The organism is Streptomyces sp. WMMC940, assembly GCF_027460265.1.
Classification (GTDB): Bacteria; Actinomycetota; Actinomycetes; order Streptomycetales; family Streptomycetaceae; genus Streptomyces.
Genome location: NZ_JAPZBC010000001.1, coordinates 7,208,305 through 7,234,192, shown reverse-complemented (window position 1 = coordinate 7,234,192; position 25,888 = coordinate 7,208,305). Strand labels below are relative to the sequence as shown.

The following is a 25,888-nucleotide window of genomic DNA, read 5'->3' as shown; positions in this document are numbered from 1 at the left end:
CAGCGGTGCCGTGCGGATTCCCTGGTCGGTGATGACGAGCGAGACACCGAATTCCACAACCACTCCTCGGGGTCGGGTACGGGAGTCGACGGGTCGTGGCGCTCCCGCGGGGGGCGGCCGGGCAAGGAACTGCGGCAGGGCACATCACACGTGGTCCATTCTCCCAGGTGGCAGGGAGGTGGCGCGCGGACCGGAACGGAGCGGGACCGGGGCGGAGAGCAGGTGCCGGGGCAGAGGTGGGGCCGGGACAGTCGGAGATGCGCTGCCTCGTCAACGCCGGAGGTCACCGGTACCGGGCCGGGCAGGGTGGTCGACGTACGGCCTCGTCAGGGCCGCACGTCCCGGTCCCGCCACGGCCCCCGGTACCGCCACGGGTTCCGGCGCCGGGGGCGCCACCGTGACCGGGGGCAAGGGGCGCGGGCGCAGGCCCCGGCCCGGGGAAGGCCGCTGGCCGTCCTCCCGGCCGCGCCGGGCCCGCCGGGCCGTCCGTGCGGGACGGGCAACGGCCCCGCACAGACGCCCGGCGCCCGGTCCGTGGATCACTGGGTGCCGTCCTGCCGTGACCGCTTGCGTACGGCCGCGCGCCCGCCCGGGGGGCGCGTGCGACCGCCCGGGTGTCCTCGGCGGCGGCCGGGCTTATGGTCCGCATATGGGCGATGCTCGGTGGGACCGCCGCACACGGCCGCATACGGCCGCCGGCGTCGCGGAGCCGCACAACGCCGGGAGGTACGGCCGGCGCGCCGTGCCGGGAGACGCCGACCCGTGCGACTCCGGACACCGATGGCCTCCGGCCCCTGCCGGAGCGCGAGGCGGACGCGCCGTGGACGTGGCCGCGGACGGGGTCCGACGCGCGGACCGGGACCGCCGGGGTGACCGGGGAGTTCGGATGAGCGGGGCGTACGGATGAGCGACAAGCCCGCCGGTTCGCGTGCCGCGGAGGGCCCGGGCCGGGACGTGGAAGCCGCGTTGGTGGACGCGGTGCGGGACTCCCGCGCCTCCGCCGCGATGCTGTACGTCTTCGAGGCCGGCGCGGACGCCCTGTGGCTGGCGCTCCTGACCGGCGTTCCCCGCCACATCGCCGCCCCGTGGATCCGGGTGGCGCTGACGGATCCGCTTCCCGTCGCGGATGCCGTGCGGGAAGGACGACTGGTGTGGGTGGGCGGCACGGAGGAAATGGCGCGGCGGTACCCGAGGCCGTCCCTCGTGCTGCCCTACGACTTCGTGCTGGCGGCTGCGCCGGTTGTCGACAACGGCGCCCTTCAGGGCGGGCTGGTGCTGCTGTGGCCGGGAACGCACTCCGCTCGGCTCGGCTCCGACGAGCGGGCACTCGTCGAGGCCGCCTGCCGCCGACTCGGCCGCGCCCTGCGGACGGCCGCGGAGGCCGGCGAACTGGTGCCCTGCAAACGTCCCCGCACCGTCGCTCCGGAACCGGACCGGGAGCTGGGACCGCCCGAGGCGCTGGCCGCGTTCGTCGAACGGCTGCCGGGCGGATCCTGTGCCCTGGACCTGAACGGGCGGATCGCCTTCATCACCCGTGAGGCCGCCGAGCTCGTAGGCGCCGATCCGGCGGACCTGCTCGGCGCACTGCCGTGGGAGGCGCTGCCGTGGACGGACGTGCCCGAGGTCGAGGACCGGTACCGAGCGGCCCTGGTCAGCAAGCTGCCCACCTCGTTCACCGCGCTCCGCCCACCGGACACCCGGCTCACCTTCGAGCTGTACCCGGACGCCTCCGGCATCAGCGTCCGCATCACCCCCTGCGGCCCCGGTCCGAAGGCGCCCGGGCCGGGGGCCGCGCCACCGGCCGGCCCGAGTCGCGCCACCGTGCTGTACCACCTGATGCATCTGGCCGCCACACTCACCGAGGCCGCCGGCGTCAAGGACGTCGTCGAGCAGAGCGCGGACCAGCTCATGCCGGCACTCGGAGCGCAGGCCATGGCCCTGCTGGCCGCCGAGGACGGGCGGTTGCGGGTTCTCGGTCACCGCGGCTACAGCGACGCGCTCATGGAACGCTTCGACGACGTCCCCCTGACGCCGGACACTCCGGCCGCCCGGACCATGCTCACCGGCGAGGCGGGCTTCTTCGGCGACTTCGCCGAGCTCAGGCGCGCCCATCCCCAGGCCGTCCACCGGGACGGCATGGAGTCCTGGGCGGTGCTGCCGCTGATCGCGTCCGGACGGCCGATCGGGTCCCTGGTGCTGGCGTACGACCGGCACAAGCGGTTCCCTCCCACCGAGCGGGCCGTCCTCACCTCGCTCGCCGGGCTGATCGGCCAGGCCCTGGAGCGCGCCCGGCTGTACGACACCAAACACGACGTCGCCCGCCGTCTCCAGGCCGCGCTGCTGCCCCACAGCCTCCCCCGCGTGCCCGGACTCGACGTGACCGCGCGCTATCTGCCCGCGGGACGGGGTCTCGATGTCGGCGGCGACTTCTACGACCTCATCCGGCTGGACGACACCACCGCCGCGGCGGCCATCGGCGACGTCCAGGGCCACAACATCGACGCCGCCGCGCTGATGGGCCAGGTCCGCACCGCCGTCCACGCCCACGCCACCGCCGGCGCCCCTCCCGACGACGTCCTCCGCCGCACGAACCGTCTGCTCATCGACCTCGACAGCGATCTGTTCACCAGTTGTCTCTACACCCATGTGGACATGGCCCGGCGGGAGCTCTGCATGGCCACCGCCGGGCACACGCGGCCCCTGTTGCGGCATGCCGACGGCCGCACCGAAGTGCTGGCCGTGCCACCGGGCCTGCTCCTCGGCATCGACCCGGAGGCCGACTACCCGACGCTGGGCTTCCCCCTGCCGCCCGGTTGCGTGCTGCTCCTCTACACCGACGGCCTCGTCGAGGAGCCGGGGGTGGATCCGGACGACGCGCTCGACTCGCTCGGCGACCTGCTCCGGAGCGCCGATCCCGCCGACCTGGACGCCCTGGCGGACACGCTCATCCAGCACGTCCCCAACCCCGTCGACGACATCGCCCTGCTGCTCATGCGCTTCCCCACGACCGGCGGATGACGTCGGCGTCCGCATGCGCCGCGCCTCCTGGCCGGCCGTGGCCTCCCGTCCGTCCGGTGTCGGCGGGCCATCGCCGGGAGGGGCACGCGCTGCCGGGGACGGCGGACCACGCGACGGCGGCGCCCGGCAGCCCCCATGGACCCCGGGCGCCGCCGTCGCCACCGCATCAGCCGTTGCCGTCGGACATGCCGCTGACCATCTCCGCCAGCACCGTCCTGCGATCCTCCCCCGGCCTAGCCCGGAGAGATGCGGCCAGGCGGGCGCTGTCGTAGTGCCAGTGGTGGTCGAGATCACGGGGCGTCCCGTCGGTCTCGCGGAACTCGCAGCGGGTTCCGAGCAGTTCGGTGAGGTCTCCGGTCAGGTCCCGCCAGGAGACGTGCCCGCTGCAGGCGTTGGCGACGCCGTGCACGGGCCGGTCGACGCAGTCGGCCACCGCCCGGGCCAGTGCGGCGGCGTGCACCCAGGCGACCCCGTACCAGGGGTGACCGGCGGTGCCCGGGCGGGGCAGCTCGATCGGTCCGCCTTCACGGGCGGCCTGGTAGAGGCGGCCGGTGGCGCCCCAGCGAAGCTGTTCGCGGAGCCTGTCGTGCGCGCCCCAGACGATCGGTGAGCGCACGGCGCTGGCTCCTCCGCGTCCCTCGGTCCCGGCCGCCCTCAGCAGCATCGCCTCACAGTCGAGCTTGGCCCTCCCGTACGGGCTCAGGGGCTCGTACGACGGCGACTCCTCGGCGACCCGGTCCCCCTCGGGGTGGCCGTAGGCGTCGACGCTGCTGACGAAGACGAACGGACCGCGCCGCCAAGCCGCCGTCATGGCCTCCATGGCCGCCAGGTCCACCTCGGGACGGGTGAAGGTGCAGGCCGCGTGGACGACCGCGTCCGCGCCCGCGACGGCGTCCCGCAACCCTTCCGGATCGCCGAGGTCGCCCTCCACGACGTCGACGCCCTCCGCGGCGGCCAGATGGGCCGACTCGGGCCGGGCCAGGGCCAGCACGGGCCGTCCGCGGGCGACCAGTTCACGCAGCACGAACGCGCCCACGCCACCGGTCGCCCCGGTCACCAGCACCGTGCCGGCACGGGTACCGCGCGGCCGGCCGGACGCGGCCTTCGCCGCCTTGTCGGTACCGGCGGCGGTCTGCTCGGCCGCCCGGACGTCGAGCAGGGCGGTGAGCGCCCGGGGAGTCCGTGCCTGGAGCACGTCGAGTCCCGTCAGCGGCAGCTTGACGGCGGTGCGCAGCCGCTCGGCGAGCTGCACCGCGACCAAGGAGTGGCCGCCGAGGGCGAAGAAGTCGTCGTCCGGCGAGGGGACCAGACCCAGCAGCGCGGTGAATCCCTCGGTGACGGCCCGGGCACGCGGTCCCGTCGGGGCGTCCGGCACGGGGAGACCGGGCAACCGGGTCCGGTCGACCGTGCCGTCGGCCGCGCGCGGCAGCACGTCGAGCAGTGTGACGGCGGCGGGCACGGACTCGGGGGCGAGCGTCCGCCGGAGCAGACCCAGGAGGTCGTCGCGTGCGGGACCGACTCCGTCGCGCAGTACGGCGTAGGCCAGTGACGGTCCCTCGGCGGGGTGGACCACCGCGGCGTCGGTGACTCGCGGGTGGGCGCGCAGGATCCGTGCGGCCGGGTGCTCATGGGGGTCGTCCGGACCGGTCCCGGCTGCAGCTGTGCCGGCCTCGTGCGCGGACGCCTCGTCCCGCGAACTCGCGGCGGCCCGCCCGTCGTGCCCGCACACGGCGGCTACCGGCATGTCCGCGGCGCCGGCGGCGGGTGCGTCGCCGGTCCCGTCCGGGGCGGCGGCCGGACCTGACCCGGCGACGGAGCCGGAGCCGACCACCGTGCCGGGAACCGGGAGCCCGCTCAACGGAAGGCTCGGGTCGGAGACCGCCGTGTCGAGCAGCGCCGCGTAGTGCCGGGCGGTCGCCTCGGCCACGGCGTCGTCCAGCGCGGTCCTGTCGTACTGGACGAGCGCCACCGGCTCCGCCGGGTCGCCCAGCCCCAGCCCGAAGGACAGGTCGAACTTCGCCCCGGTGGCCGCCACGTCGACGTACTCCGCCGACGTGCCGGGCAGCCGCAGCACCGTGGGCTCGCCGAGGACGTCCGAGGTGACACGGACGAGCGCGGTGCCGTCGACGCCGCGCGCACCGGCACCGAGGCGTTCGAGGACGAGGTCGAACGGGATGTGCCGGTGGCGCTGGGCCTCCAGGAGCGCGTCGCGCACCCGGTCCAGCAGTTCGACGAAGGAAGGGTCGCCGGAGGCGTCGACCCGTACGGGCAGGGTGTTGACGCACAGTCCGACGAGGCCGCGCATGGCCGTTCCGCGGCGGTGGGTGCCGGCCACTCCGATGACGAGGTCGTCGTCGCCGGTGAGCCGGTGCAGTGCGGCGAAGGCCGCGGCGAGCGCCACCGCGAAGAGCGTGGCGCGCCGCTCGGCGCCCAGTGCGCGCAGGGCGCCGGGCAGCCGTGGGGCGAGCGGCACGGTGCGGACGGCCGCCCGCCGGGGGGCGCCGTCCTGAGCGGCCGCCGGGCGGGGAAGCCGGGGCGGCGCGGCCTCGGCCAGCAGGCCGCTCCAGCGGCGCAGCCCGTCCTCGAGCTCCGGGGCGCCGGCCCGTTCGCGGCGCGCGTGGTCGGCGTACTGCGGTGGTACGGCGAGGCCGTCCCCGCCCGTTCCGTCGACGGCCGCGGTGTAGAGGGCGGCGAGCTCCTTCGCGACCGTCTCCAGCGCCCCGCCGTCGACGGCGATGTGATGGAACGTCAGCAAGACGGTGTGGTCCTGCTCCCCGTGACGCAGGACCAGCGCCCGTACCGCTTCCCCGGCCGCGAGGTCGAACGGACGGGCGACCTCCCGCTCCAGAGCCTGCCGGGCCTCCGCCTCGGTGCTGCCGACCACGGGCACGGGCACGGCCCGCGGGGCCGGGAGCACTTCCTGGTACGGCTCGCCGTCGTGCTGGGCGTAGCGGGTGCGCAGGATCCCGTGCCGGCGCACCAGCCCGGTCAGCGCGATGCCGAGCGCGGCCGGGTCGAACGGACCGCGCACCCGGGTGGCGAACGGCACGTGGTAGGAGTCGCCCGAGCCGCCGAGCCGTTCCATCAGCCACATGCGGCGCTGGGCGCGGGAGAGCGGGGCCCGGCCGCCGAGCCCGGCCTGCGAAGCGGAGCCGGTCGGCGTCGGGTCGGGCCGCGTGCCGTCGGGGCGGGCGGCGGCGTCCTGCCGTGCGTCGCCGGCCGCTCCTGCGGCGACGGCACCCTCGCCGGTCGCATCCGGCGCTGACGGGACGGGTGCGGCCGAGGTGCGCCGGGCGGCGCGGGCGCGGCGCAGCAGTTCCCGCTGGAGTTCCTGCCGGGCCGGCGGCACGGGGTCGGCGTCAGTGGGCATCGCTGTGCTCCGGGATCTCGGGGTGGAGGTCGCCGTGCGCGGCCAGCAGGGCGCGCTCGACCAGGGCGGCCTGGCCGGCGACGGTCGGGGCGGTGAAGAAGTCGGCGAGGGCGATCTCCACACCGAGTTCCTCACGCAGGTCGTCGGTGACGGCGAGAGCGAGCAGCGAATGGCCGCCGAGAGCGAGGAAGTCGGCGTCGGCACGGGTGACCTCGCTGCCGAGCGCTCGGCTCCACACCTCGGCGACGGCCCCCTCCAGCGGTGCCAGCGGCGCCGCCGGCGTACCGGCGTTCCCGCCTGTTCCGTTGAGTCCGCCGAGCGCGCGCCGGTCGACCTTGCCCGACGGCGTGAGCGGCAGCTGCTCCACCACGGTGACCGCGTCGGGCACCAGATGGGCGGGCAGGACGTCGGCGAGCCGGTCGCGGAGCGCCGCGGGCCGGGGCACCGGGCCGGGCGCGGGCACGACGAAGGCGACGAGGCGCGCCTCGGGGGTTCCCACCCGGTCGACGGTGACGGCGGCGTCCTCGACGTCGGGGCACTCGCGCAGGGCGTGTTCGACCTCGCCGGGTTCGATGCGGAATCCGCGGACCTTGACCTGGTCGTCGTTGCGCCCGTGGAAGTCGAGCGTGCCGTCGGGGCGGTGGGAGACGATGTCGCCGGTGCGGTAGAGCCGTCCGGTGCCGGGGTGGTCGACGAACCGCTCGGCGGTGAGCGCGGGCAGTCCGGTGTAGCCGTGGGCCAGCCTGCTGCCGCCGATCCACAGTTCTCCCCGGTCGCCGTCCGCGACCGGGCGGCCGTCCGTGTCCAGGACGTGCACGGTCGCGCCGGCGATGGGCCGGCCTATCGGTATCGGGCCGTCGCAGTCGGCCCGGGTGACCCGGTGGGCGGTGGCGAAGGTGGTCGTCTCGGTCGGTCCGTAGCCGTTGACCAACTCCAGCCACGGGAAGGCGGTCAGCACCTCGCGGGCCTGGGCGGCGGCCAGCGCCTCACCGCCCACGACGACCGAACGGAGCTGGTCGAAGACGCGGGAGCGGCGGGCGGCGAGCTGGTGGAAGAGGGCGGTGGTGAAGAACGCCACCGTCACACCGTGGCGTTCGACGTGCCGGGACAGGTCCTCCAGGGTGGGGCGCTCCACGGTGCACACGACCACTGCGGCACCGTTGGCCAGGGCGGCCCACACCTCGAACGTCGAGGCGTCGAAGGTCATCGGCGAGTGGAAGAGGACGCGGTCCCGTGCGGTGACGGTGACGTACTCCGGTGCGGTGACCAGTTCGGCGATGGCGCCGTGCGGGACGGCGACGCCCTTGGGACGTCCGGTGGAGCCGGAGGTGAACATGATGAACGCAGGGCTGTCCGGGTCGACTTCCTCCGGGAGATCGGTGCTGCTGGTCAGCGGCTCCTCGGGCAGGGCGAGCACCGGGCCGGCGACCACGGACGCGTCCAGCAGCTTGGCGTCGCCGACGGTGAGCGTCACCTCCGCGTCGCCCGTCATCGCCTCGGTGCGCGGTCGGGGCTGGGTGGGGTCGAGCGGCACGCACACGGCTCCGGCCCACCACAGCGCGAGCTGCGCCACGATCGTACGGGCCGAGCGGGTGGTGAGCAGCGCGACCCGGTCGCCGCGGGCCACCCCGTGGTCGCGCAGGCGTGCGGCGAGAGCACGGCCGGCCGCGACCAGCCGGCCGTAGGTGAGGGTGGTGTCGCCGTCGACCACGGCCAGGGCGTTGGGGTCGAGTTCTGCGTGCCGGGCGACGAGTGCGGGCAGTCCGGCCCGTGGCGCGGACGGCCGCGTTCCGGGGCCGGCCGGGTCGGCGAGCGGCCGCGCGGGCACGTCCGTCGTGGTGTCGAGGGGCTGGGGGGTGCTGTGTGACATCTCAGGCTCCTGCCGGCCGTGCGGTCCGGCGCTCGTCGAGGAGGGCGGCGAAGGCGCGCAGGTCCGGGCTGCGCAGCAGTTCGGGTGCGCGCAGGCGGACGCCCGTCTCGCGCTCGACCGCCGCCAGCAGCCGGGCGGCGACGACGGAAGTGCCGCCCGCGTCGGTGAAGTTGTCGCCGAGGGAGGTGCCGGGCCGGGCGAGGAGGTCCCGTACGGTCGTGAGGACGAGCCGTTCGGCGGGTGTCGCCCCGGCGTCGCCGGAGGGGGGCGCGGAGCCGCCGGAAGCGGAGGTCCCCGCCGCCAGCGCGGCCCGGTCCACCTTGCCGTTGGCGTCGAGGGGGTAGCTCTCGACGATGCGCACGGCGGTGGGCACGGCCTGTTCGGGAAGCCAGGCGCGGACCGCCGCCAGCAGGTCACCGGTAGCGGGCCGGGTGCCGGCGGCGGGCCGTACGTGGGCGACGAGGCGTGCGTGGCCGGACTCGTCGCGCAGCACGGTCACGACGGCGCTCCGGACGGCCGGGTCCCGCTCGAACGCGGCCTCCACCTCGGCCGGTTCGATCCGTACGCCGCTGATCTTGACCTGGTCGTCGAGGCGTCCCAGGAACTCGAGGCTTCCGTCGGCGGTCATCCGCACCCGGTCGCCGGTGCGGTAGAGACGGTCGACGCCGGGCAGCGGCGGATCCTGCGGAGGGGCGGCGAAGCGCCGTGCGGTCAGCTCGGGGTCGAGGTAGCCGAGCGCCAGACAGTGTCCGCCGATGCGGAGTTCGCCGTCCCGTCCGCGGGCGACGGGCCGGCCGTCCTCCCCCGTGACGACGACGGTGACGCCGGGCAGGGGGGTGCCGATGGGCGGCGGGGTCGCGCTGCCCGCCTGTGCGTCGGTGCCGCGCATGGCGTACGTGGTGGTGACGACCGTGGCTTCCGCGGGACCGTAGGCGTTGTGGACGGTGGCGGTGACGTCGGGGCCGGGCCGCCGGCGCATCCGGTCGCCGCCGACGACGAGATGACGCAGCCTCAGGTCCTGGGGCCACGGCCGGTCCAGCAGCGGTTCCACCATCGGGGTGGCGGCCACGGACACGGTGACGGCGGCGTCGCGCCACCAGTCGGTGAGGACGTGCGAGTCCCAGCGGACGTCGTCGGGTGCGGGGACCAGGGCGGCTCCGGAGGTGAGCCCGGCCCACAGCTCCAGCAGGTGGGGGTCGAACGCGACACCGATGAGCAGGGACTGACGGTCACCCGGTGCGAGACCGGTCTCGGCCCGGTACCAGTCGAGGGCGACGGACAGGGCGGGCCCGGCCACCGCGACCGCCTTGGGGCGGCCGGTGGAACCGGAGGTGAGGACGGCGTACAGCGCGTCCTCGGGCGCCCGTCGCGCGCCGTCGGCCGGGGCGGCGAAGGCGGCCACGGGGGCGGTGGGGGCGTTGCTGCCCTCGGTGGGCAGCGGCAGCGCTGTCAGGTCCCCGGCACGGTGGCGGGCGGGCAGGACTCCGGGGTCGCCGACGAGGCAGGCGACGTCGAGGTCCTCGGTGACGGCCTCGGTGCGTCGCTCGCCGGGGCGGGGGCCGAGCGGCAGGTAGACGGCACCGAGGCGGGCGAGCGCGACGGCGGTCACGACGAGGGCCGCGGAGCGGTCGAGGCAGACGCCGACCAGGTCCCCGGGTCCCACGCGGTCGCGCAGTGCGGTGGTGACGCGCGCGGCGGTGGTGTCGAGATCCCGGTACGTCCAGGTGCGGTCGCCGTCGATCACGGCGGGGGCCTGCGGGGTGCGCAGGACCCAGTCCTCGAAGCGGGCGAGCACGCCGGTCGGTCGGGCCGCGGGGCCGTGGGCGACGCTCAGCGGGGTGCCGTCGGGACCATGGGCGACGGCGGCGGTGACAACGGCGGGTCCGGTACCGGCGGCCTCGGCACCGCGGACGATCGCGCCGGCGGCGGCTTCCGTGGTGTCAGGGGTGGTCAGGGGCTGGGTCATCACGACTCCGTGGAGAGGGTGGAGGTGGCCGCGAGGGCGTCGGCCTGGTCGGCGAGCACGGGGTTGCGGAAGAGCACCCTGAGCGGCGGGCGGGTGCCCAGCCGGGGCTCCAGCCAGGCCGCGAGCTCGGCGGCGAGGAGCGAGTGGCCTCCGCTGCGGAAGAAGTGGGAGCGCGCGTCGAACCTGCTGTGGCCGAGGACCTCGCGCCAGCCCTCCGCGAGCAGGGCCGTCATCGGATCGTCCGGCACGGCGGCGGGCGAGGACGCGGCGGGTGCCGCGGGCTCGAGTGCCGCCGCACGGCGGGCGAGCACCGTCCGGTCGGGCTTGCCTCCGGCGAGGGTCGGCATGGTGTCGAGCAGTGCCCAGCGCGCGGGGACGAGGGGGCCCGGCAGTCGGCGGCTGAGCTCGGCGTGCAGCGTCTTCTCGTCGAACGCCGCGAGGCCGCCGCCGTCCTCGAGGAAACCGACGAGCCGGGGGCCTCCGGCGGTCTCGCGGTCCAGGACCACGGCGCAGGACCGGCCACCGAGTGCGGCGGACGCCGCCGCCTCGATCTCCTCCAGCTCGATGCGGTGCCCTCGGAGCTTGATCTGGTTGTCCCGCCGGCCCAGGAAGTACAGGAGGCCGTCCAGTCCGCGGTAGCCCAGGTCTCCGGTCAGGTAGACGCGCTCCCCGCCGAGCGCGCCGACGGTGACGAAACGGGTGGCCGTCGCCTCCGGGTTCCCGGCGTACCCCTCGGCGAGACCCGGCCCGGCGATGGCGAGTTCACCGACGGCGCCGGGCGGCAGCGGACGGCGGTGGGCGTCGAGGACATGGACGCGTTCGCCCGGGAGTTCGGTGCCGAGGGGGATCTCGGCACCGTCGGAGAGGGCGTCGCGGGAGATCTCGTGGACGGTGGAGCTGATGGCGGCCTCGGTGACGCCGTAGGCGTTGAGGACGGTCGCCCCGGTGTCGGCGAGGACGTCGCGGAGGGCGTCCGCGGGAAGGCGCTCGCCGCCGAGGACGAGCAGCCGCGGTGCCCAGCTCCCGTCGCGCAGCGCGGGACGCAGGTCGTCGCGGGTGGCGAGGAAGTAGCTGGTGGGCAGATTGGCGACGGTGACGCGCGCGGACGCGAGCAGGTCGGCGAGCTCCGCGCCGGTGGGCACCTCGTGGTCGGGGAGGACCAGGCACGCCCCGGCGTACAGGGTCGGCAGCACCTCCTCCAGCGCCACGTCGAAGGACGGCTGGGCGAACATCAGGACCCGGTCCCCGGCGGCGAGGCCGAACCGGTCCGCGACCGCCGTCACATGGTGCTCCAGCGCCGCGCGCCCGACGGCGACGGGCTTCGGGGTCCCGGTGGATCCGGAGGTGTGGATGACGTACGTGGTGCCGGGGAGTACCGGGGCCTCGCGCACGGGGGGCAGCACGGGTGCGTCGACCCGGGCGGCGGGCAGTCCGTCCGGTACGGCCGGCCCGCCTTCGCCGGTGAGCACCAGCGCCGGGCCCAGCCGTTCCAGGAGCAGTGCGAGCCGGGCGGGCGGATCGGAGGGGGACAGCGGGCAGTGGACGGCGCCGGTGCGCAGGCAGGCCAGCAGCGCGACGACGGAGTCGGCTCCCCTGGGCAGGACGACGGCCACCGGCTGTCCGGGGGTGACACCCGCGGCACGCAGTCGCTGCGCGAGCGAGCCGACGCGCGCGTCGAGTTCGCCGTAGGTGAGGCGCCGTGCGCCGGACAGCAGGGCCGGCAGGGACGGGTCGTGGCCGGCCGTGGGATCGAGCGGGTCGCGGTCCGCCGGTACGGCGACGGCTTCGGCGGCCGGCTCCAGGGCCGCGGGCGCCAGATCGGCCAGCGGGGTCTCCGGGGCGTCGAGGTAGGCCCGGAGCAGCTCCAGGAAGCGGCCGGCGAGCAGGCGTGCCACGTGCTCGCCGAAGAGGTCCGCGTCGTAGTCCCAGACCAGTGTCATACCGGCCGCGCCGCGGCGCGGGGTGACACCGCGCCGGTCGTCGGGCAGCAGCACGACGTCGAGGTCGAACCGGGTGGTGCCGGTGTTGAACCCCTCGAAGAGCGTGATGTCCAGGCCGGGTACGTCGATCTCGGGGAGCGGGGCGTCGTGGGCGCTGAACATGACGGAGAACAGCGGGTTGTCGGCGCCCGAGGAGTGCATGCCGAGCGCGCGCGTCAGCTCCTGGACGGGCACGTCCTGGTGCGGCAGGGCGCGGATGAGGGTGTCGGTGACCTCGTCCATGGTGTCCTGCGCGGGCAAGCCGGCGTCCAGGGCGATCGGCAGCGGGATGGTGTTGACGAACATGCCGACGGAGTTCTCGTAGCCCCGGGGCCGGTTGCCGACCGCCGTGCCGACCACCATCCGGGAGCGTCCGCTGTGCCGGCGCAGCAGTTCGGCGAAGAGCCCGAGGAGCGTGGCGAACGGGGTGAGGCCGCGTGAGCGGGCGTGCTCGCGCAGCCGCCCGGCGAGGTCGGCACCGATCGACTGCCGCAGCTGCCCGCCGTGGTGCCTGCGCCCGGCGCCGGGGCGGGCGAGGCCGGGCAGTGGCAGATCGTGGGGCTGGTCGCGGAGTGCCGTCCGCCAGAAGTCGAGGCTCTCGGGGGCGATCGCCGCCCCGGCCCGGGCGAGGACGTGGTCCGCGTACGACGGGGCGGGCGGGAGCTCCGCGGGCTCGCCGAGGACGTGGGCGCGGTAGACGCCGAACACGTCGTCGAGCAGGATCGCGAAGGAGTGCCCGTCGTGGATCAGGTGGTGCTCGACGTGGATCAGGCGGTGGTGGCGCTCCGCGAGACGGACGAGTGTCCAGCGGAGCAGCGGGGCCTCGAAGGTGTCGAGCGACGACTCGGCCTCGGCGCGCAGCAGCTCCGCGAACGCCGCCTCGGGGTCCTCCTCCCCACTGATGTCGACCGTGCTCAGCCTCGGCCGGCACTTCTGCGCGACCCGCTGCCCCGGTACGGACCCGGTGGAGGCGACGAGTTCGAGCCGCAGGCCGGGGTGGCGATCCAGGGTGGCGGCGAGCCCGCGGCGCAGCGCCTCGGTGTCGAGCGTGCCCCAGAGGTCGAGTGCGGCGGTGAAGTTGTAGGCGCGGCTGCCCGGCTGCATCTGCTCGTGCAGCCAGACGATCTCCTGCGAGGAGGAGAGCGGAAGCATGGGCGATCCCTGAGGTCGTCGGGTCGGTTGTCCTGCGCCGGTCACGGTCGTGGCCGGCGGTGGTCGTACGGGCGCTCCGCGGGTCGCGCGGTGGCGCTTCGGACGGTGGTCACGTCGGGGTTGCGTCGTACGTCGGCGGGAGGTCCGGGTGGTGCGCGTCGACGTGCGGTCGTGCGGGCTCTGTGCGTCGACATGCGGTCGTGCGGGGTGGTGGGGGGCGCTGTGACGCCCTGGTGCGCGCCGCCGTCCGGCCCGTGGTGTCGCGGGCGCGGTGGTGCCCGGTGGTCCGGGCGCCGGGCCGACTCGGGGGGGCACCGGTCCGGTTCATGCGGGTCCTTCGCCCGGGCCGCGCCGCCACGCCGTGCGGGGGGGTGTCAGTCCACGGCCCGCCCGGGTGGGCGCAGCGCGCCGGCGAGGGAGTCGAACGCCTCGTTCGCCGTGTCGTCGTCCAGGACCGCGCGGTCCCAGACCATCCGCACGCGGAGCTCGGCCCCCTGGGTGACGGACACGGCGAAGGGCCCCCGGACCGTCCTGCCGTCGATGTGGATCTCCCGCCCCTCGACACCGCCCAGCCGCAGCGGCGGTCGGCGGCGGTCGTCGTCCACGGTCAGCAGTCCGTCGAGGCGTCCGGTCCAGCCGGAACCGGCGGACCGTGCGGCGCTCACGACCGCGTCGAAGGGCGCGTCGGCGCGGTCGAGGTCGTCCCACCAGGCGTCGGCGGTCACCTCCGGTGCCGGGCCGTGGCAGGTGGCGGCCGGGAAGACGACGGTGTTGAGGAAGCAGCCGACGACCGGCTCGGCACCGGTGGGGCGGCCGCCCCAGGGGTAGCCGAGCGGCACGACGCCGCCCGGGCCGTAGAGCGCACGCGCGGCGGCGCGGCAGGCGTCGAGCAGTTCGGGGAAGGGCACGGTGTCGTCGTGTGCCGGCAGCCTGGCCTCGGCCGAGCCGCTGGGGAGCGTGCCGTCGGGTACGCGCTCCGGGCGCGGCGGCGGGGCCTGTTCGCGTACGGCGCGGAGCCGGTCCGCCCAGTACGCCGCGGCCTCGGCAGTGTCCGCCCGCTCCTCCGCGGCGAGTTGCAGGAGGACGGCCTCCCGGTAGGCGGAGAGTTCGGCCTCCGTCTCCTCGGGGGCGGGTTCGCCCGCGTCGGCGCCCCCGGCGTACGCGGCGCCGAGTTCCTCGACGATCCGGGCCAACGAGCGGCCGTCGCACACGGCGTGGTCGAGGACGACGGCGAGGACGTCGTCCACCCTGCCATCGTCGTCGCGCACGAGGAACAGCCTCAGCGGCGACCCGTGCGGGTCCCAGCCGGCCAGCGCACGGCGGAGCGTGTCGGCGGGCCGCTCTCCGGGAACGACGGCGGGCCGGGTCACGGGGACCTCCGGTCCGCCGGCGACGAGCACGGGCGTGCCGCGGACCACGGCGGGGCGCGAGCGCAGGGCCGTGTGCCGGGCGGCCAGGCGGCGGGCCGCTGACCGGAGGCGTTCGACGTCGACGGTGCCGGGCGGGAAGGCGAAGAACATCGGCACCACGTCGGGGCGTCCCGTCGGGTCCAGCGAACGCACCAGCACGAAGCGGCGCTGTGCTCCGGTGACGGGCAGCAGGGAGCCGGCCCGGTCGCCGGCGGTGAGGTGCCGGTAGCGGGCCAGGTACTGGCTCGTGATGCTAGGCACGTGATCCTCTCTGTCGTCACCGCGGTTCCGCGGGAGGGGCGATGGGGCGCGCGATGCGGGCGGGCACCGGCGGTGTCCGGCGTGGGGCGCGAAGGTGGGGCACGGGGGCCGCGAGCCGGGGTCCGGGACGGGGAGGTCCCGGCCGGGGAGGGCCGACGGCGGGTCAGCGGGCCGACGCGGGGAAGGTCCGCTCGTCGCCGTCGGCGCTTCGGCCGTCCCCCGGTCTCCCGCACCCGGGTCCGCCGTCGTGCGGTGTTCCGTGCGGGACTCCGTTCGGTGGGCCGTCCGACGCCTCCTGCGCGGCGCCGTCGGGGAGGGCGTCGGGCCCCGGCAGGTCGCGCATCCGGCGCAGCGGGGAGAGCAGCAGCGGCAGTGGTACGGCGAGGAAGCCGAGGGCACAGCACGCGAGCGCAGTGCGCGCGCCGAAGGACTCGGCGATCGCGCCGCCGAGGAGGGCGCCGAGCGGCAGGGTGCCCCACATCAGGAAGCGCAGGGTGGCGTTCATCCGGCCGAGCAGCCGGGGCGGGCACAGTGCCTGGCGGAAGCTGACCTGGGCGACGTTGTAGACGACGGCACCGAAGGACACGGCGGCGGATCCGGTGGCGAAGAGGACCGCCCCGGGGACGCCGGGGCCGGACAGGGGCCACAGCACGGCGAACGGTCCGGTCGCGAGGGCGGAGAGACGGATGAGCCGTGCCTGGCCCAGCCGTGCGGCCAGGCGCGCGGCGCACAGGGCGCCGAGGAGCCCTCCGGCGGCCGACGCGGACAAGACCAGTCCGAGCGCCCCGGGCTGCAGCCCCACGGTGCGGACGAGATGGACGGTCTGCGTCGCCATGAGGACGGCGGTGCAGAGGTTGGCGAGGCCCGTGGTGACGGCGATGACGCGGAGCAGCGGATGACGGGTGACGAAGCGGACGCCCTCGCCGATGTCCTTGCGCAGGGAACCGCCGGCGGCGGGCACGGGCCGTTCCTCGGGCCGTTTGATGCCGAGCAGGAACAGGGCGGAGAGCGCGTAGCCGACGGCGTCGGCGATGACCGCGAGGTGGGCTCCGACGAGCTGGACCAGTCCGCCGCCGATGCCGGGGCCGGTCACCTGGGCGGTGGAACGGACCGTCTCGAGCGCGCCGTTGCCCGCGACGAGCTGGTCGCGGGGCAGCAGCTGGGGGAGGTAGCTCTGGTGGGCGACGTCGAAGAACACGGTCGCCACGCCGACGACCAGCGCGACGGCGTAGAGCTGGACCATGGTCAGGGCGCCGGCCACGGCCGCCGCGGGAATGCTCGCCATCGCCGCGGCGCGCACCACGTCCGCCCGGATCATCAGGGGCCGCTTGCGCATCCGGTCGGCGAGGGCACCGGCGGGCAGACCGATGAGCAGGAACGCCGCGGTCTCCGCGGCGGTGAGGAGGCCCACCTGGAAGGCGGTGGCGTCGAGTTCGAGGACGGCCACGAGCGGCAGGGCCACCAGCGTGACGTGGGCACCGAGCTGTCCGGTGGCCGCTCCCGCGAGCAGCAGCCGGAAGTCACGCATGCGCATCGGGCCGCCGACGGCGGCTCGGGATGTGACGGACATGTGAACGACAGTCACTGAATGGCTGATCAGTAGTCAAAAGCCCACAGTCACTTTCGGTCGATTCTTGCGCCACCTTGGGGACTCTTCAGGAAAAATCTCGCCATACCCGAGGTACATGCGCATGAACGCCGCCCCCGCCCCACCCGCGCCGGACACGGGGAGCCGGGACGGGGCGAGCGGCTCCCGGAATCCCCACCCACGACCCGCCACATAGCGTGACCACTCAAATCCTGACCGAAAACAACCACCTACGATCGCCGCGGGACTGAACCGGTCATTCCGCCAGCTAGGGAACGTGAGCGACACCGGGGGACACACGCCGTGAGAGACTCGGTCGGTGATCATCGAACGCGCGTACGCAGCCGTGGGTCCGCACCGCGAGGACGCATGGCCGTGGAACGTGCCGTGCGTACGTGCCCTGCTGGCGGACGGACTGCGCTTCACGGCACCGGTGACGTTCCTGGTCGGGGAGAACGGCTCGGGCAAGTCGACCCTCGTCGAAGCACTCGCCGAGGGCTTCGGGCTCGACTCCTGGGGCGGTTCGCACGACTGGCGCTACGCCGGCCACCGCCCCAAGTCCGCCCTGGGCGAGCGGATCCGCTTCGACGCCGCGCCCCGGGGACGGCGCATGATGGGCAGCTGGTCGGCGCGCAAGGGTTTCTTCCTCCGTGCCGAGACGGCACTGGACGCACTGGACCGGGAGGGATTCGCACCGGACTCCGTCAGTCACGGCGAGGGCTTCCTGGCGGCCTTCCGGCACAAGTTCCTGCTGCCCGGCCTCTACGTCATGGACGAGCCGGAAGCCGCCCTGTCGTTCGGCTCGTGCCTGGAACTGCTCGGTCACATCGACGAGTTGGTGAGCAGGGGCGGACAGGTGGTCTGCGCCACCCACTCCCCGCTGCTGACCGCACTCCCGGGCGCCGACATCGTGGAGGTGGGCGAGCACGGCATGCGCCGGACCGCTTGGGACCGGCTCGCCCTCGTGGACCACTGGCGCCGCTATCTCGCCGACCCGCGGTCCTATCTGCGCCACGTCCTCGGCTGAGCCGCCCCTCCCCCGCGCGGCCCACCGGCCTCACGCATACGACGAGCCCCTGCCCCGCCGACGTGTGGGACAGGGGCTCCGGCGTCTTCTTCTGCCCCCGATCCACCATCGGATGCACTGGAGTTCCGGAGCAGGGGCGGCCTTCCGCCGGGCGGCGGTTCCGGCGGTGCCGCGGAACCGCCGCGCGGAGGGCGGAAGCCCGGAGCCACGGACCGGCGGCCGGCCCGGGCGGGCCGCCGTCGCGCACCCGCGGACGTCGGCCTCGTGGCCTACGGAGCCATCTCGTAGACACCCGAGAGTGCCTCGACGCGCTCCCAGACGCGCGCGGAACGGGCTTCGTCGACGACCGGCCGGCGGATGGCCCCCAGCGCCCAGCTCTGCTGCCGCTCGTCGGCGGAGTCCTTGCCGTGGAGTTCCACGGCGTAGCCGGAGAAGTCGCGGACGAGGACCGAGAAGAGCTCGTCGAGCACGTCCTCGTCCAGGCCCGTCAGCCCGGCCTGTTCGAGGATCAGCTGGCCGTGCACCACCAGGGCGAACAGCTGGCCGACGGCGAGCAGGAGGTCCAGGTCACGGCTCTGCGCCTCGTCGGGGGCCGCGGTGGTGACGAACTCGCACAGCGCGTCGGCCTGTTCGCGGAAGCGGGCGACGTTGGGCACCCGGGCGTAGGCGTCGAACGCGGTGCGCCAGTCGTGGAAGCGGATGGAGCCGAGGCCCCTGGCAGGGCCCTGCCGGAAGAGGAAGCCGTCGTCGGCGGCGTCGAGCCGGGTCGGCACCTCCGGATAGGCGACCGGGTCCAGCAGGTGGTTGCGCATGAACTTCAGGATCAGCGCGAGATTGACGTGGACCGTGCCCTCGAGCTTCGGCAGGCCCCGGATCTCCACGGCGGCCTGGGCGAAGTAGTTGTCCTTCTCGAAGCCCTTGGCCGCGATGACGTCCCACATCAGGTCGATGACCTTCTCGCCCTCCGTGGTGACCTTCATCTTGGTCATCGGGTTGAAGAGCAGGTAGCGGCGGTCGTCCGGGCCGGCGGAGCGGAAGTAGTCGACGGCTCGGTCGCTGAACAGCTTCATGCCGACGAGCCGTACGTAGGCGTCGGCCAGTTCGCGCCGCACGTGCGGGAAGGCGGTGACGGGGCGGCCGTACAGGATGCGGTTGTGGGCGTGGGTGACGGCCTCGTACATCGCGTGCTCGCAGATGCCGATCGAGGCCGTGCAGAGGTTGAACTTGCCGACGTTGACGGTGTTGAGGGCGGCGTCGAAGGCCGCGCGGCCGGTGTGCAGGACGTCCTCGGCCGCCACCGGGTAGTCCTCGAGACGGAACTCGCTGACGTACTTGGAGGAGTCGACGACGTTCTTCACCAGGCGGTACGCCGGGTGGCGGCTGTCGGCCGCGAAGAAGACGTAGCCGTCCGGGCCCTCGACGTCGGTGCGGCGGCCGAACACGGAGACGAGCCCGGCGGCATTGCCGTTGCCGATGTAGTACTTGGAACCGGTCGCCCGGAATCCGCCGTCTCCGTCGGGCTCCAGCAGCATGTCGGTGGAGTAGATGTCGGCGCCGTGGCTCTTCTCGGACAGACCGAACGCGAACACCTCGCCCTGGGAGAGCAGTTCGGCCGTGCGTGCCCGGGCGGCGGCGTTGTCGCTCTGCCACACCGGCCCGAGGCCGAGGATGGTGACCTGCCAGGCGTACCAGTAGTCGAGGCCGTAGAACCCGAAGATCTCGTTGAGCGCGGCGATACGCGCGGTGTCCCAGCGCTGGTCCGGCCGTGCGGCGTCGGGGGCCGGCGTGAGGAAGGTGGCGAACAGGCCCTCCTTGGCGGCGAAGGCGAGGAAGTCCTCCAGCCAGACGCGGGAACGGTAGTCCTCGATCAGCCTGCGCTTGCCGCGGGCCTCGAACCAGTCCACCGTGGCGCGCAGCAGCCTGCGGGTCTCGGGGTCGAAGTGCGCCGGGTCGTAGGTGCGCGGGTTGAACAGGAGCTGGTCGGCCATGGGGTACGCCTTCCGTGGTCGGGGTCGGATGCGGTGCGTCGAGGGTGGTGCGGAGCGGGTACGGGTGGGTGGCCACGGGTGTGCCGGCGCGACCGGTGCGCCGTCACGCGGCCGGCGCGGTTCAGGTGCGCGGACGAGCGGCCCCGAGCCGATGGAGGGTGACGAGGACGTCGTCGAGCCAGGCGATCGTCATCCGCTCGTAGGCGATGCCGCCGCGCAGCACGACGTGCTGGAGCTCCTGGCCGGCGTCGAGCGGCAGGGACGCCTCCGGACCGGTGAAGTCCCGCCGCTCCCCCGAGAGGTAGTGCGCGAGCCGGTCGCCGTGCGCCCTGCGGTGCCGTTCGACCTCGGAGATCAGCGCCGCCGGGTCGTCGAAGGCGGCACCCCTGATCTTCACGGCGAGTTCGTGCCGGATGCTCTCCGGTTCGACCGGCTCGTGCAGCCACCGCGAGAGGGCGGCGCGGCCGGGGCCGGCGACGGAGTACTCCCTCTTGTCCGGACGGCTCTGCTGGGCCACTTCGCGGGCCTCCAGCAGGCCGTCGCCCTCCATGCGCTTGAGGACGCGGTAGATCTGCTGGTGGGTGGCGGTCCAGAAGTACCCGATGGACCGCTCGAACCGGCGGGCGAGCTCATAGCCGGAGCCGGGTTTCTCCAGCAGCGAGACGAGGATCGCGTGTTCGAGCGCCATGCTCCCGATCCTTCTATGCAACTCGTTGCATAGACAAGGCACCGCGAGCGGATGAGACGCGGCTCACCCGAGGCAGGTCGCGACGCCACTCCCCCGAACCCTTCAGCTCGACCGCCCACCTGCCGATCCGGGAGAGGGAACCACGTCGCGCCGCACACGGCCGGACGAGCCGCCGAGGCGCCGGCCCTGTCGAGTCACCGGCCCTGCGAGTAGTGGGAATTCGCACGGAAGCTGGACTCAGGGCCACTCGTTCGACCCTGACGACACGGGCACTGTTACATAAATCGGACCCCCTCCCGGGGGCGCGCACATGCGTGAGCGAGGGGCGCGCGGGGCGCCGGAAACCGCTTGTTGTTGATCAGTCAACCGATCGATGCAACATGAAACCATCTTCGATCGCGGTGGACGCGAAAAGGTTGATCCATACAGGCAAGAGTTACGGAGATGTCCGCATTTCGTCATAGCGTCCGGTTTGCGTCTCGTAGGGCCCACGACCAGGCCAGAGTGAGGGCCCTCGGCAGCAAGCCGGGAACCCGAACCGCCACGCAGAGGCCCTGAGCAGGGTCTTGTCGGGCACGTCCTCGAAGGGGCATTCCATGTCTGCTTCTCGCATCACCCGCCGCGTCGTCGCCACCGCACTCGCCTCCGGTGCTCTGGTCGCGGCAGCCGCGCTGCCGGCGACGGCTGCCGGCCACGACCGGCACCACTCCTTCCGGTCGACGGTCGTCATCGGGCAGGTCCAGTACGACAGCCCCGGCAGGGACGACCGGTCCAACCGCAGCCTCAACGCCGAATGGGTCGAGGTGAGGAACACCGGCCGGCACGCGGTCAACCTCCGCGGTTACACCCTCAGCGACCGGGACGGCAACCGCTACCGCTTCGACAACCTGCGCCTGGGCGGACGCTCCAGCGTCCGGGTGCACACCGGCATCGGCCGCGACACCCGCACCGACGTCTACCAGGACCGCCGCAACTACGTCTGGGACAACCGCGACACCGCGACCCTCCGGAACGACCGCGGGCGCGTCCTCGACACCAAGTCCTGGGGACGGTTCGGACACCGCCGCTGACGCGGCACCGCACACCCGGGGCCCGGCCGCTCGATGCGGCCGGGCCCCGGTCCATGTCCACTTTGCACCTTTCGGACGGTGATGGTGCAGAACCTATGCATCCACGGACCGCCCGGCCGCTCGCCACGCCTTCCCCGACCGCGCGGCTGACGGCCTTCGCGGGAACCGCCCCTTCCGGGGCCCGGGCACGGACGGGCCCCGGGGAAGGCACGGATGCGCTCCCCGGGGCCCGTGTTGCGCTCGGCCCGAACCGCTAGAAGGTGAGGTTCCAGGCGTCGATACGACCCGTGTCCTGGGCTGCGGTGTCCCGTACGCGCAGCTTCCAGATGCCGGCGGCGACCTCCGACGAGGCGTTCACCGTGTACGTCTTCACGACGTTGTCGGCACTGTCGCCGTCCGGGAAGTCCTCCAGCGGGTACACCGTGCCGTCCGGGGCGACGAGGGACAGCACCAGGTCACCTCGGTACGTGTGCTTGATGTCCACACCGACCTTGAGCGCCGTCGGGGCGTTGCCCGCGATCCCGGTCACGGCGATGGACGACTCGGCGGTGGCGTTGTCGTTGACGGCCACGTCGGTGGTGTTCTCGAAGTAGCGGGCCGGGGGCGGCGTGCCGCCGACCGCCTTCAGCGCGTCGACCTGGCCCTCGCCGAAGAAGGCGTTGTCGGCGGTCGTACCCGTGCAGCGGCTGTCGGACGGGCAGGCGGTGTCGTTGGCCTGCGCGGCGAGCCGGGCACGCAGATCGGCCGGTGTGGCGCCCGGGTCGGTGCTCGCCAGCAGCGCCGCGACTCCCGCCACGTGCGGGGACGCCATCGACGTGCCGTTCATGTTGCCGTACTTGCCGCCCGGGAGCGTGGAGTACACCCCTGACGCACCGTCACCGCCGGGTGCGGCGACATCGATGATGCTCCGCCCGAAGTTGGAGTACGACGCCTTGACGTTGCCGTTCCCCATCGCCGCGACCGTGACGACGCCCGGCAACTCGGTCGGGATGTCGATGCAGGCGTTGGTGATGGTGCGGGTCACAGGATTCGAGTCGTTGGGGCTGGAGCGGTCGGTGCGCTTGTTCGCCAGGTCGTAGTTGGAGTTGCCTGCGGCGGCGACCTGGAGCGAGCCCTTCCCCTCCGCGTACTGCTGGGCGCGCTTCACACCCTCGATGATCGCGGCCTGGTCGGCGTTGTCCGGGCAGTTGAACATCCACGGATCGGTGTAGTAGCTGTTGTTGGTGACCTTGAAGCCGTGGTCACCGGCCCACATGAAACCGCAGATGGTGTTCTCGGCGAAGAACATGCTGGTCGTGGGTTCGGCGATACGGACGGAGGAGATCCGCACACCGGGGGCGACACCGATGACGCCCTTGCCGTTCCTGGCCGCGGCGATGGTGCCCGCGACGTGCGTGCCGTGGTCGCCGATGTCGCGCCAGGCACCGGCACGGGTGTCGGGCCGGCCGTAGGCGCAGGAAACCGAGTCCGCCGCGTTGAAGTTGGGCGCGATGTCCTGGTGCAGGTCGTCGACGCCGGTGTCGAGGACACCGACCTTGACCGAGGAGGAACCGGTGCTGACCGCCCACGCCTTGTCCGCCTTGATCTGGGTCATGTCCCAGCGGTTGGACTCGGTGAGGGTGGTCGGCGACTGCGACGGGGTCGCGGGCAGCGCGGGGTTGTACGCGTCAGCGGGGACGTCCGAGGTGCGGGTCGCGCCGACCTGCTGCACCCCGGCGACGCCGCGCATGCTGCCGGCGAACGCCGAGGACGTGGAGTGCGCCACGATCACACCGATCGCGTCGTAGTGCGCGAACACGGTGCCGCCGTTGGTGGTGACCGCGCCGCGCACCGCGGAGGTGTCACCGGGTGCGGTGATCACCAGGTACGCACGGGTCCCGGCGGCCCACGCGGCCTGCGGCGCGGTGGGCGCCGCGGACGTGGTGGGACCGCTCGCCGCTCCGGGCGCGGCCTGCGCCGCGCTCGCGGGGACCGCGGTCACCAGGGCCGCGCCGATGGCGGCGGCCGCCACGAGCGGACGTCTCAGTCGGCTGGATATGAGGGGGGTAGGCAATGCGTCCTCCGAGAGCCCGGCCGCGCCGAGGCGCGCACCGGGCGTGTGATGAACGGAATGGACGCAAGATCTCAGACGACGACGCCGCAAGGGAAGGTGTTCCGTCGCCCAACTGGCCCCGGAACACAAATGGTTGGCGTCCATTCCGCCTGTTTTGAGCCTCAGTCGGACGGCTTGTCTCACCGGCGGGCGGCCACGCGCCCCCGGCATGCGGACGGTGGCAGGCGGGCTGACGGTGCATGCGTGACCCGCGGAGACGGACTCCGCGGGTCACGGCGGGCGGCGGCCGTTGCAGCGCCGCGGGGACGGCACGGCCGGGCGGCGCACGAAACGGATGCGCATCGGTCCGGCGGGGCGCCTTGCCGAAGTGGAGTGCTCAGCAGCACGCCGAACGGCGGGGCCCGCGCGACGCGGGACCGTCAGCCCTGGCTCGGCGGGTGGAGTGCCGCGTACGCGCCCGCGCAGGCGGCGACCACCGTGACACAGCCGGCGAAGACGAGTCCCGCGGTGCGCAGCCCCAGCCCCATGGCCAGGGCGCCGACGCCGACCACGGGCAAGGAGATCCCGGCGTACGCGACGACGAAGAACGCCGAGATGGTCCCGCCCCGGTGGTGCGCCGGCGCCGCGCCGCTGACCAGGGTGAGGGCGGCGCGGAAGGCGAGGCCCTGGCCGGCGCCGCCGAAGAGCGCGCCGAGAACGAGCAGCGGCAGGGACTGGACGATCAGCGACGAGGCCACGAACAGCAGCCCGACGACGAGTACGCCGCAGCCGGCGGGGAGCGCCCGGGCGGCGCCGACCTTCGGTGTCATCGACTGGCCGAAGGTCGAGGCCAGGAACACGGAGAACACGACGGCGCCCGTCACGGCCAGGTTGTGCACGTCCAGGGTCCGCGCGACGAAGCTGGGCGCCACGGCCGTGAAGAGGCCGAGCAGGGCGAACCCGGCGAACGCCGCGACGGACGCGGGCACGAAGACGCCCTTCACCCCGGGCGGCACGGAGAGCCCCTGCGGGCTCAGCCGGGGCCATCGCCGCGGGTCCTCCACCGTCTCCGGCAGCAGCCAGGTCAGCACGCAGGCCGCCGCGATCAGTCCGAGGTGCACCCAGAAGACCAGCTTCAGCGGCCACGGCGCGTACTCCGCGAGCAGTCCGGACAGCAGTGGCCCGCAGCCCAGGCCGCCCATGTTCGCGGCGGTGGCCGCGAAGGCGGCGCGCGCCTTCTTCGCCGGCGCGGCGAGTTCGATGACGGCGGCCGTCGCGGCACCGCTGAGCAGCCCGGCCGCGAAGCCCGAGAGCAGCCGTCCCGCGAACAGCAACGGCAGACCGGTCTCGAGCAGGAAGCAGCAGGCGCTGGCCGCCGAGAAGCCCATGGCGGCCAGCAGTACGGGCCGGCGCCCGACGACGTCGGAGTAGTTGCCGGCCACGAGGAGGGCGGTGATGACGGCGACCGCGTACACGGCGAAGACGACCGTCACCATCAGCTCGGAGAAGCCGATCTGTTCCTGGTAGAGCCCGTACAGCGGCGTGGGGAGGGTCGTCCCGGCCATGCCGATCGCGAACACGGCGGCAGCCGCCGGATATCCCGGGCGTCCTCCCCCTCGTGCTCCGCCCTGCCCCACCCCGCCTGTTCCGCCCGTGCCGTCCGCCATCCCGGCACCCTACGAGCGGTGCGCCGTCCGGGACGCCCGCCACGACGTACGGGCGTCGCGGTCCGCCGGCCGGAGGTGACGAGGCCGCGTGTTCGGAGCACCCGCACTCATGACACAGGCGGGCCGTGGCGGACGGCGCTGCCCGTGTCCATCAGACGATCAGCCGCAACCGCGCCCTCGTGGCGTGCGCCGGCCCGGGACAGACGTACGCCCGCGGCCGCCGTGGCGGTCGCGGGCGTACGCTCGCGGTGCTCCCTCCCCCGACTCCGGGCCCTTCGCGGCGTTCGGGAACGGCCCGTCGCACCGGGCGGTCAACTGGCGCGGGCCGGCCTCGGGCCGGGGACGGTGATCCAGTGCAGGATGGTCTCCACCGTCCGGTCGTCGAGCGCGCTCAGGATGTTGATCGCGTCTAGGTCCCCCGGCAGCGGCGCGACGCCGTTGGCGGTCAGGGCCGAGTGCAGGTCCAGTCGCCGCCGGTCGTGCGCCGCGAGCGGGATGGGCAGCCGCTCCCGCGGGGCGGGCGGCAGGAGTTCGGCTCCGTCACCCGCCATCGCGGGGTACAGCCCGTCGATGTCACGCGCACCGGGGACCCGGTAGGGATCGGCGCCCGCCTCCGACAGCACCGACGACAGCGAAAGAAGGGGCTCAGCAGTCATGAAAGCCTCCAGTGGTTGCGTCACTGACACCACTGAGGGCGCTCCCCGGCGGCGTAGCGGTTCCTGCTCGTCCCGCACATCACCCGTACGCCGCCAAAACCACGTCATCACACGATCTCGCGGGCGGTGGACCTGACGGATCGCGGC

General features: G+C 74.1%; 14 protein-coding genes. 3 read left to right on the top strand and 11 right to left on the bottom strand.

Going from position 1 to position 25,888, the window contains the following annotated elements:
* Positions 1-903 precede the first annotated feature (903 nt).
* Entirely contained in the window at positions 904-3,018 is a 2,115-nt protein-coding gene (locus tag O7595_RS31830) for a SpoIIE family protein phosphatase (RefSeq protein ID WP_269732039.1), read from the top strand.
* Between the two features lie 166 nt (positions 3,019-3,184).
* Here the strand turns inward: O7595_RS31830 and O7595_RS31825 are convergent, their stop codons facing one another.
* The 6 genes from O7595_RS31825 to O7595_RS31800 all read right to left on the bottom strand — a co-directional run bounded on the left by O7595_RS31825 (position 3,185) and on the right by O7595_RS31800 (position 16,595).
* The gene (locus tag O7595_RS31825; RefSeq protein WP_269732038.1) at positions 3,185-6,388 is read right to left on the bottom strand and encodes a condensation domain-containing protein; all 3,204 of its coding nucleotides are present in this window, start codon (positions 6,386-6,388) and stop codon (positions 3,185-3,187) included.
* Entirely contained in the window at positions 6,378-8,258 is a 1,881-nt protein-coding gene (locus tag O7595_RS31820) for a non-ribosomal peptide synthetase (RefSeq protein ID WP_269732037.1), read from the bottom strand. The genes O7595_RS31825 and O7595_RS31820 overlap by 11 nt, the downstream gene beginning before the upstream one ends.
* Position 8,259: 1 nt before the next feature.
* On the bottom strand, positions 8,260-10,224 hold the full coding sequence (locus tag O7595_RS31815) for a non-ribosomal peptide synthetase (RefSeq protein ID WP_269732036.1): 1,965 nt from the start codon (positions 10,222-10,224) through the stop codon (positions 8,260-8,262).
* Positions 10,224-13,355: a non-ribosomal peptide synthetase gene (locus tag O7595_RS31810; RefSeq protein ID WP_269732035.1), complete on the bottom strand. Its 3,132-nt coding sequence runs from the start codon at positions 13,353-13,355 to the stop codon at positions 10,224-10,226. The genes O7595_RS31815 and O7595_RS31810 overlap by 1 nt, the downstream gene beginning before the upstream one ends.
* A gap of 374 nt (positions 13,356-13,729) precedes the next feature.
* Positions 13,730-15,025 carry a non-ribosomal peptide synthetase gene (locus O7595_RS31805; protein WP_269732034.1) on the bottom strand — a complete coding sequence of 432 codons (1,296 nt, stop codon included), beginning with the start codon at positions 15,023-15,025 and terminating at the stop codon, positions 13,730-13,732.
* A gap of 163 nt (positions 15,026-15,188) precedes the next feature.
* Positions 15,189-16,595, bottom strand: a complete 1,407-nt coding sequence (locus O7595_RS31800; protein ID WP_269732033.1) for an MFS transporter — start codon at positions 16,593-16,595, stop codon at positions 15,189-15,191.
* Between the two features lie 337 nt (positions 16,596-16,932).
* On the opposite strand from O7595_RS31800, the gene O7595_RS31795 reads away from it, so the two are divergent.
* Positions 16,933-17,640, top strand: a complete 708-nt coding sequence (locus O7595_RS31795; protein ID WP_269732032.1) for an AAA family ATPase — start codon at positions 16,933-16,935, stop codon at positions 17,638-17,640.
* Between the two features lie 269 nt (positions 17,641-17,909).
* Here the strand turns inward: O7595_RS31795 and O7595_RS31790 are convergent, their stop codons facing one another.
* Together O7595_RS31790 and O7595_RS31785 are read right to left on the bottom strand one after the other, a co-directional pair.
* Positions 17,910-19,628: an acyl-CoA dehydrogenase family protein gene (locus O7595_RS31790; RefSeq protein ID WP_269732031.1), complete on the bottom strand. Its 1,719-nt coding sequence runs from the start codon at positions 19,626-19,628 to the stop codon at positions 17,910-17,912.
* A gap of 121 nt (positions 19,629-19,749) precedes the next feature.
* Positions 19,750-20,316, bottom strand: coding sequence for a PadR family transcriptional regulator (locus O7595_RS31785; protein WP_269732030.1), 567 nt, complete (start codon positions 20,314-20,316; stop codon positions 19,750-19,752).
* A gap of 596 nt (positions 20,317-20,912) precedes the next feature.
* Here O7595_RS31785 and O7595_RS31780 point away from each other — a divergent pair.
* Positions 20,913-21,386: a lamin tail domain-containing protein gene (locus O7595_RS31780; protein WP_269732029.1), complete on the top strand. Its 474-nt coding sequence runs from the start codon at positions 20,913-20,915 to the stop codon at positions 21,384-21,386.
* A gap of 253 nt (positions 21,387-21,639) precedes the next feature.
* On the opposite strand, the gene O7595_RS31775 is transcribed toward O7595_RS31780, so the two are convergent.
* The 3 genes from O7595_RS31775 to O7595_RS31765 form a co-directional block, all read right to left on the bottom strand.
* Complete coding sequence (locus tag O7595_RS31775; protein ID WP_443071780.1) at positions 21,640-23,439, bottom strand: S8 family peptidase; 1,800 nt, start codon at positions 23,437-23,439, stop codon at positions 21,640-21,642.
* A 419-nt stretch (positions 23,440-23,858) separates the two neighbouring features.
* Complete coding sequence (locus tag O7595_RS31770) at positions 23,859-25,085, bottom strand: MFS transporter (RefSeq protein WP_269732028.1); 1,227 nt, start codon at positions 25,083-25,085, stop codon at positions 23,859-23,861.
* 311 nt (positions 25,086-25,396) lie between these two features.
* Positions 25,397-25,741: a hypothetical protein gene (locus O7595_RS31765; protein ID WP_269732027.1), complete on the bottom strand. Its 345-nt coding sequence runs from the start codon at positions 25,739-25,741 to the stop codon at positions 25,397-25,399.
* Between the last annotated feature and the right edge of the window lie 147 nt (positions 25,742-25,888).

Coding starts and splice junctions, on each gene's coding strand:
- O7595_RS31820 (WP_269732037.1), bottom strand. CDS start 8,258: ATGTCACACAGCACCCCCCAGCCCCTCGACACCACGACGGACGTGCCC.
- O7595_RS31800 (WP_269732033.1), bottom strand. CDS start 16,595: ATGTCCGTCACATCCCGAGCCGCCGTCGGCGGCCCGATGCGCATGCGT.
- O7595_RS31790 (WP_269732031.1), bottom strand. CDS start 19,628: ATGGCCGACCAGCTCCTGTTCAACCCGCGCACCTACGACCCGGCGCAC.
- O7595_RS31815 (WP_269732036.1), bottom strand. CDS start 10,224: ATGACCCAGCCCCTGACCACCCCTGACACCACGGAAGCCGCCGCCGGC.
- O7595_RS31810 (WP_269732035.1), bottom strand. CDS start 13,355: ATGCTTCCGCTCTCCTCCTCGCAGGAGATCGTCTGGCTGCACGAGCAG.
- O7595_RS31825 (WP_269732038.1), bottom strand. CDS start 6,388: ATGCCCACTGACGCCGACCCCGTGCCGCCGGCCCGGCAGGAACTCCAG.
- O7595_RS31770 (WP_269732028.1), bottom strand. CDS start 25,085: ATGGCGGACGGCACGGGCGGAACAGGCGGGGTGGGGCAGGGCGGAGCA.
- O7595_RS31785 (WP_269732030.1), bottom strand. CDS start 20,316: ATGGCGCTCGAACACGCGATCCTCGTCTCGCTGCTGGAGAAACCCGGC.
- O7595_RS31780 (WP_269732029.1), top strand. CDS start 20,913: ATGTCTGCTTCTCGCATCACCCGCCGCGTCGTCGCCACCGCACTCGCC.
- O7595_RS31765 (WP_269732027.1), bottom strand. CDS start 25,741: ATGACTGCTGAGCCCCTTCTTTCGCTGTCGTCGGTGCTGTCGGAGGCG.
- O7595_RS31830 (WP_269732039.1), top strand. CDS start 904: ATGAGCGACAAGCCCGCCGGTTCGCGTGCCGCGGAGGGCCCGGGCCGG.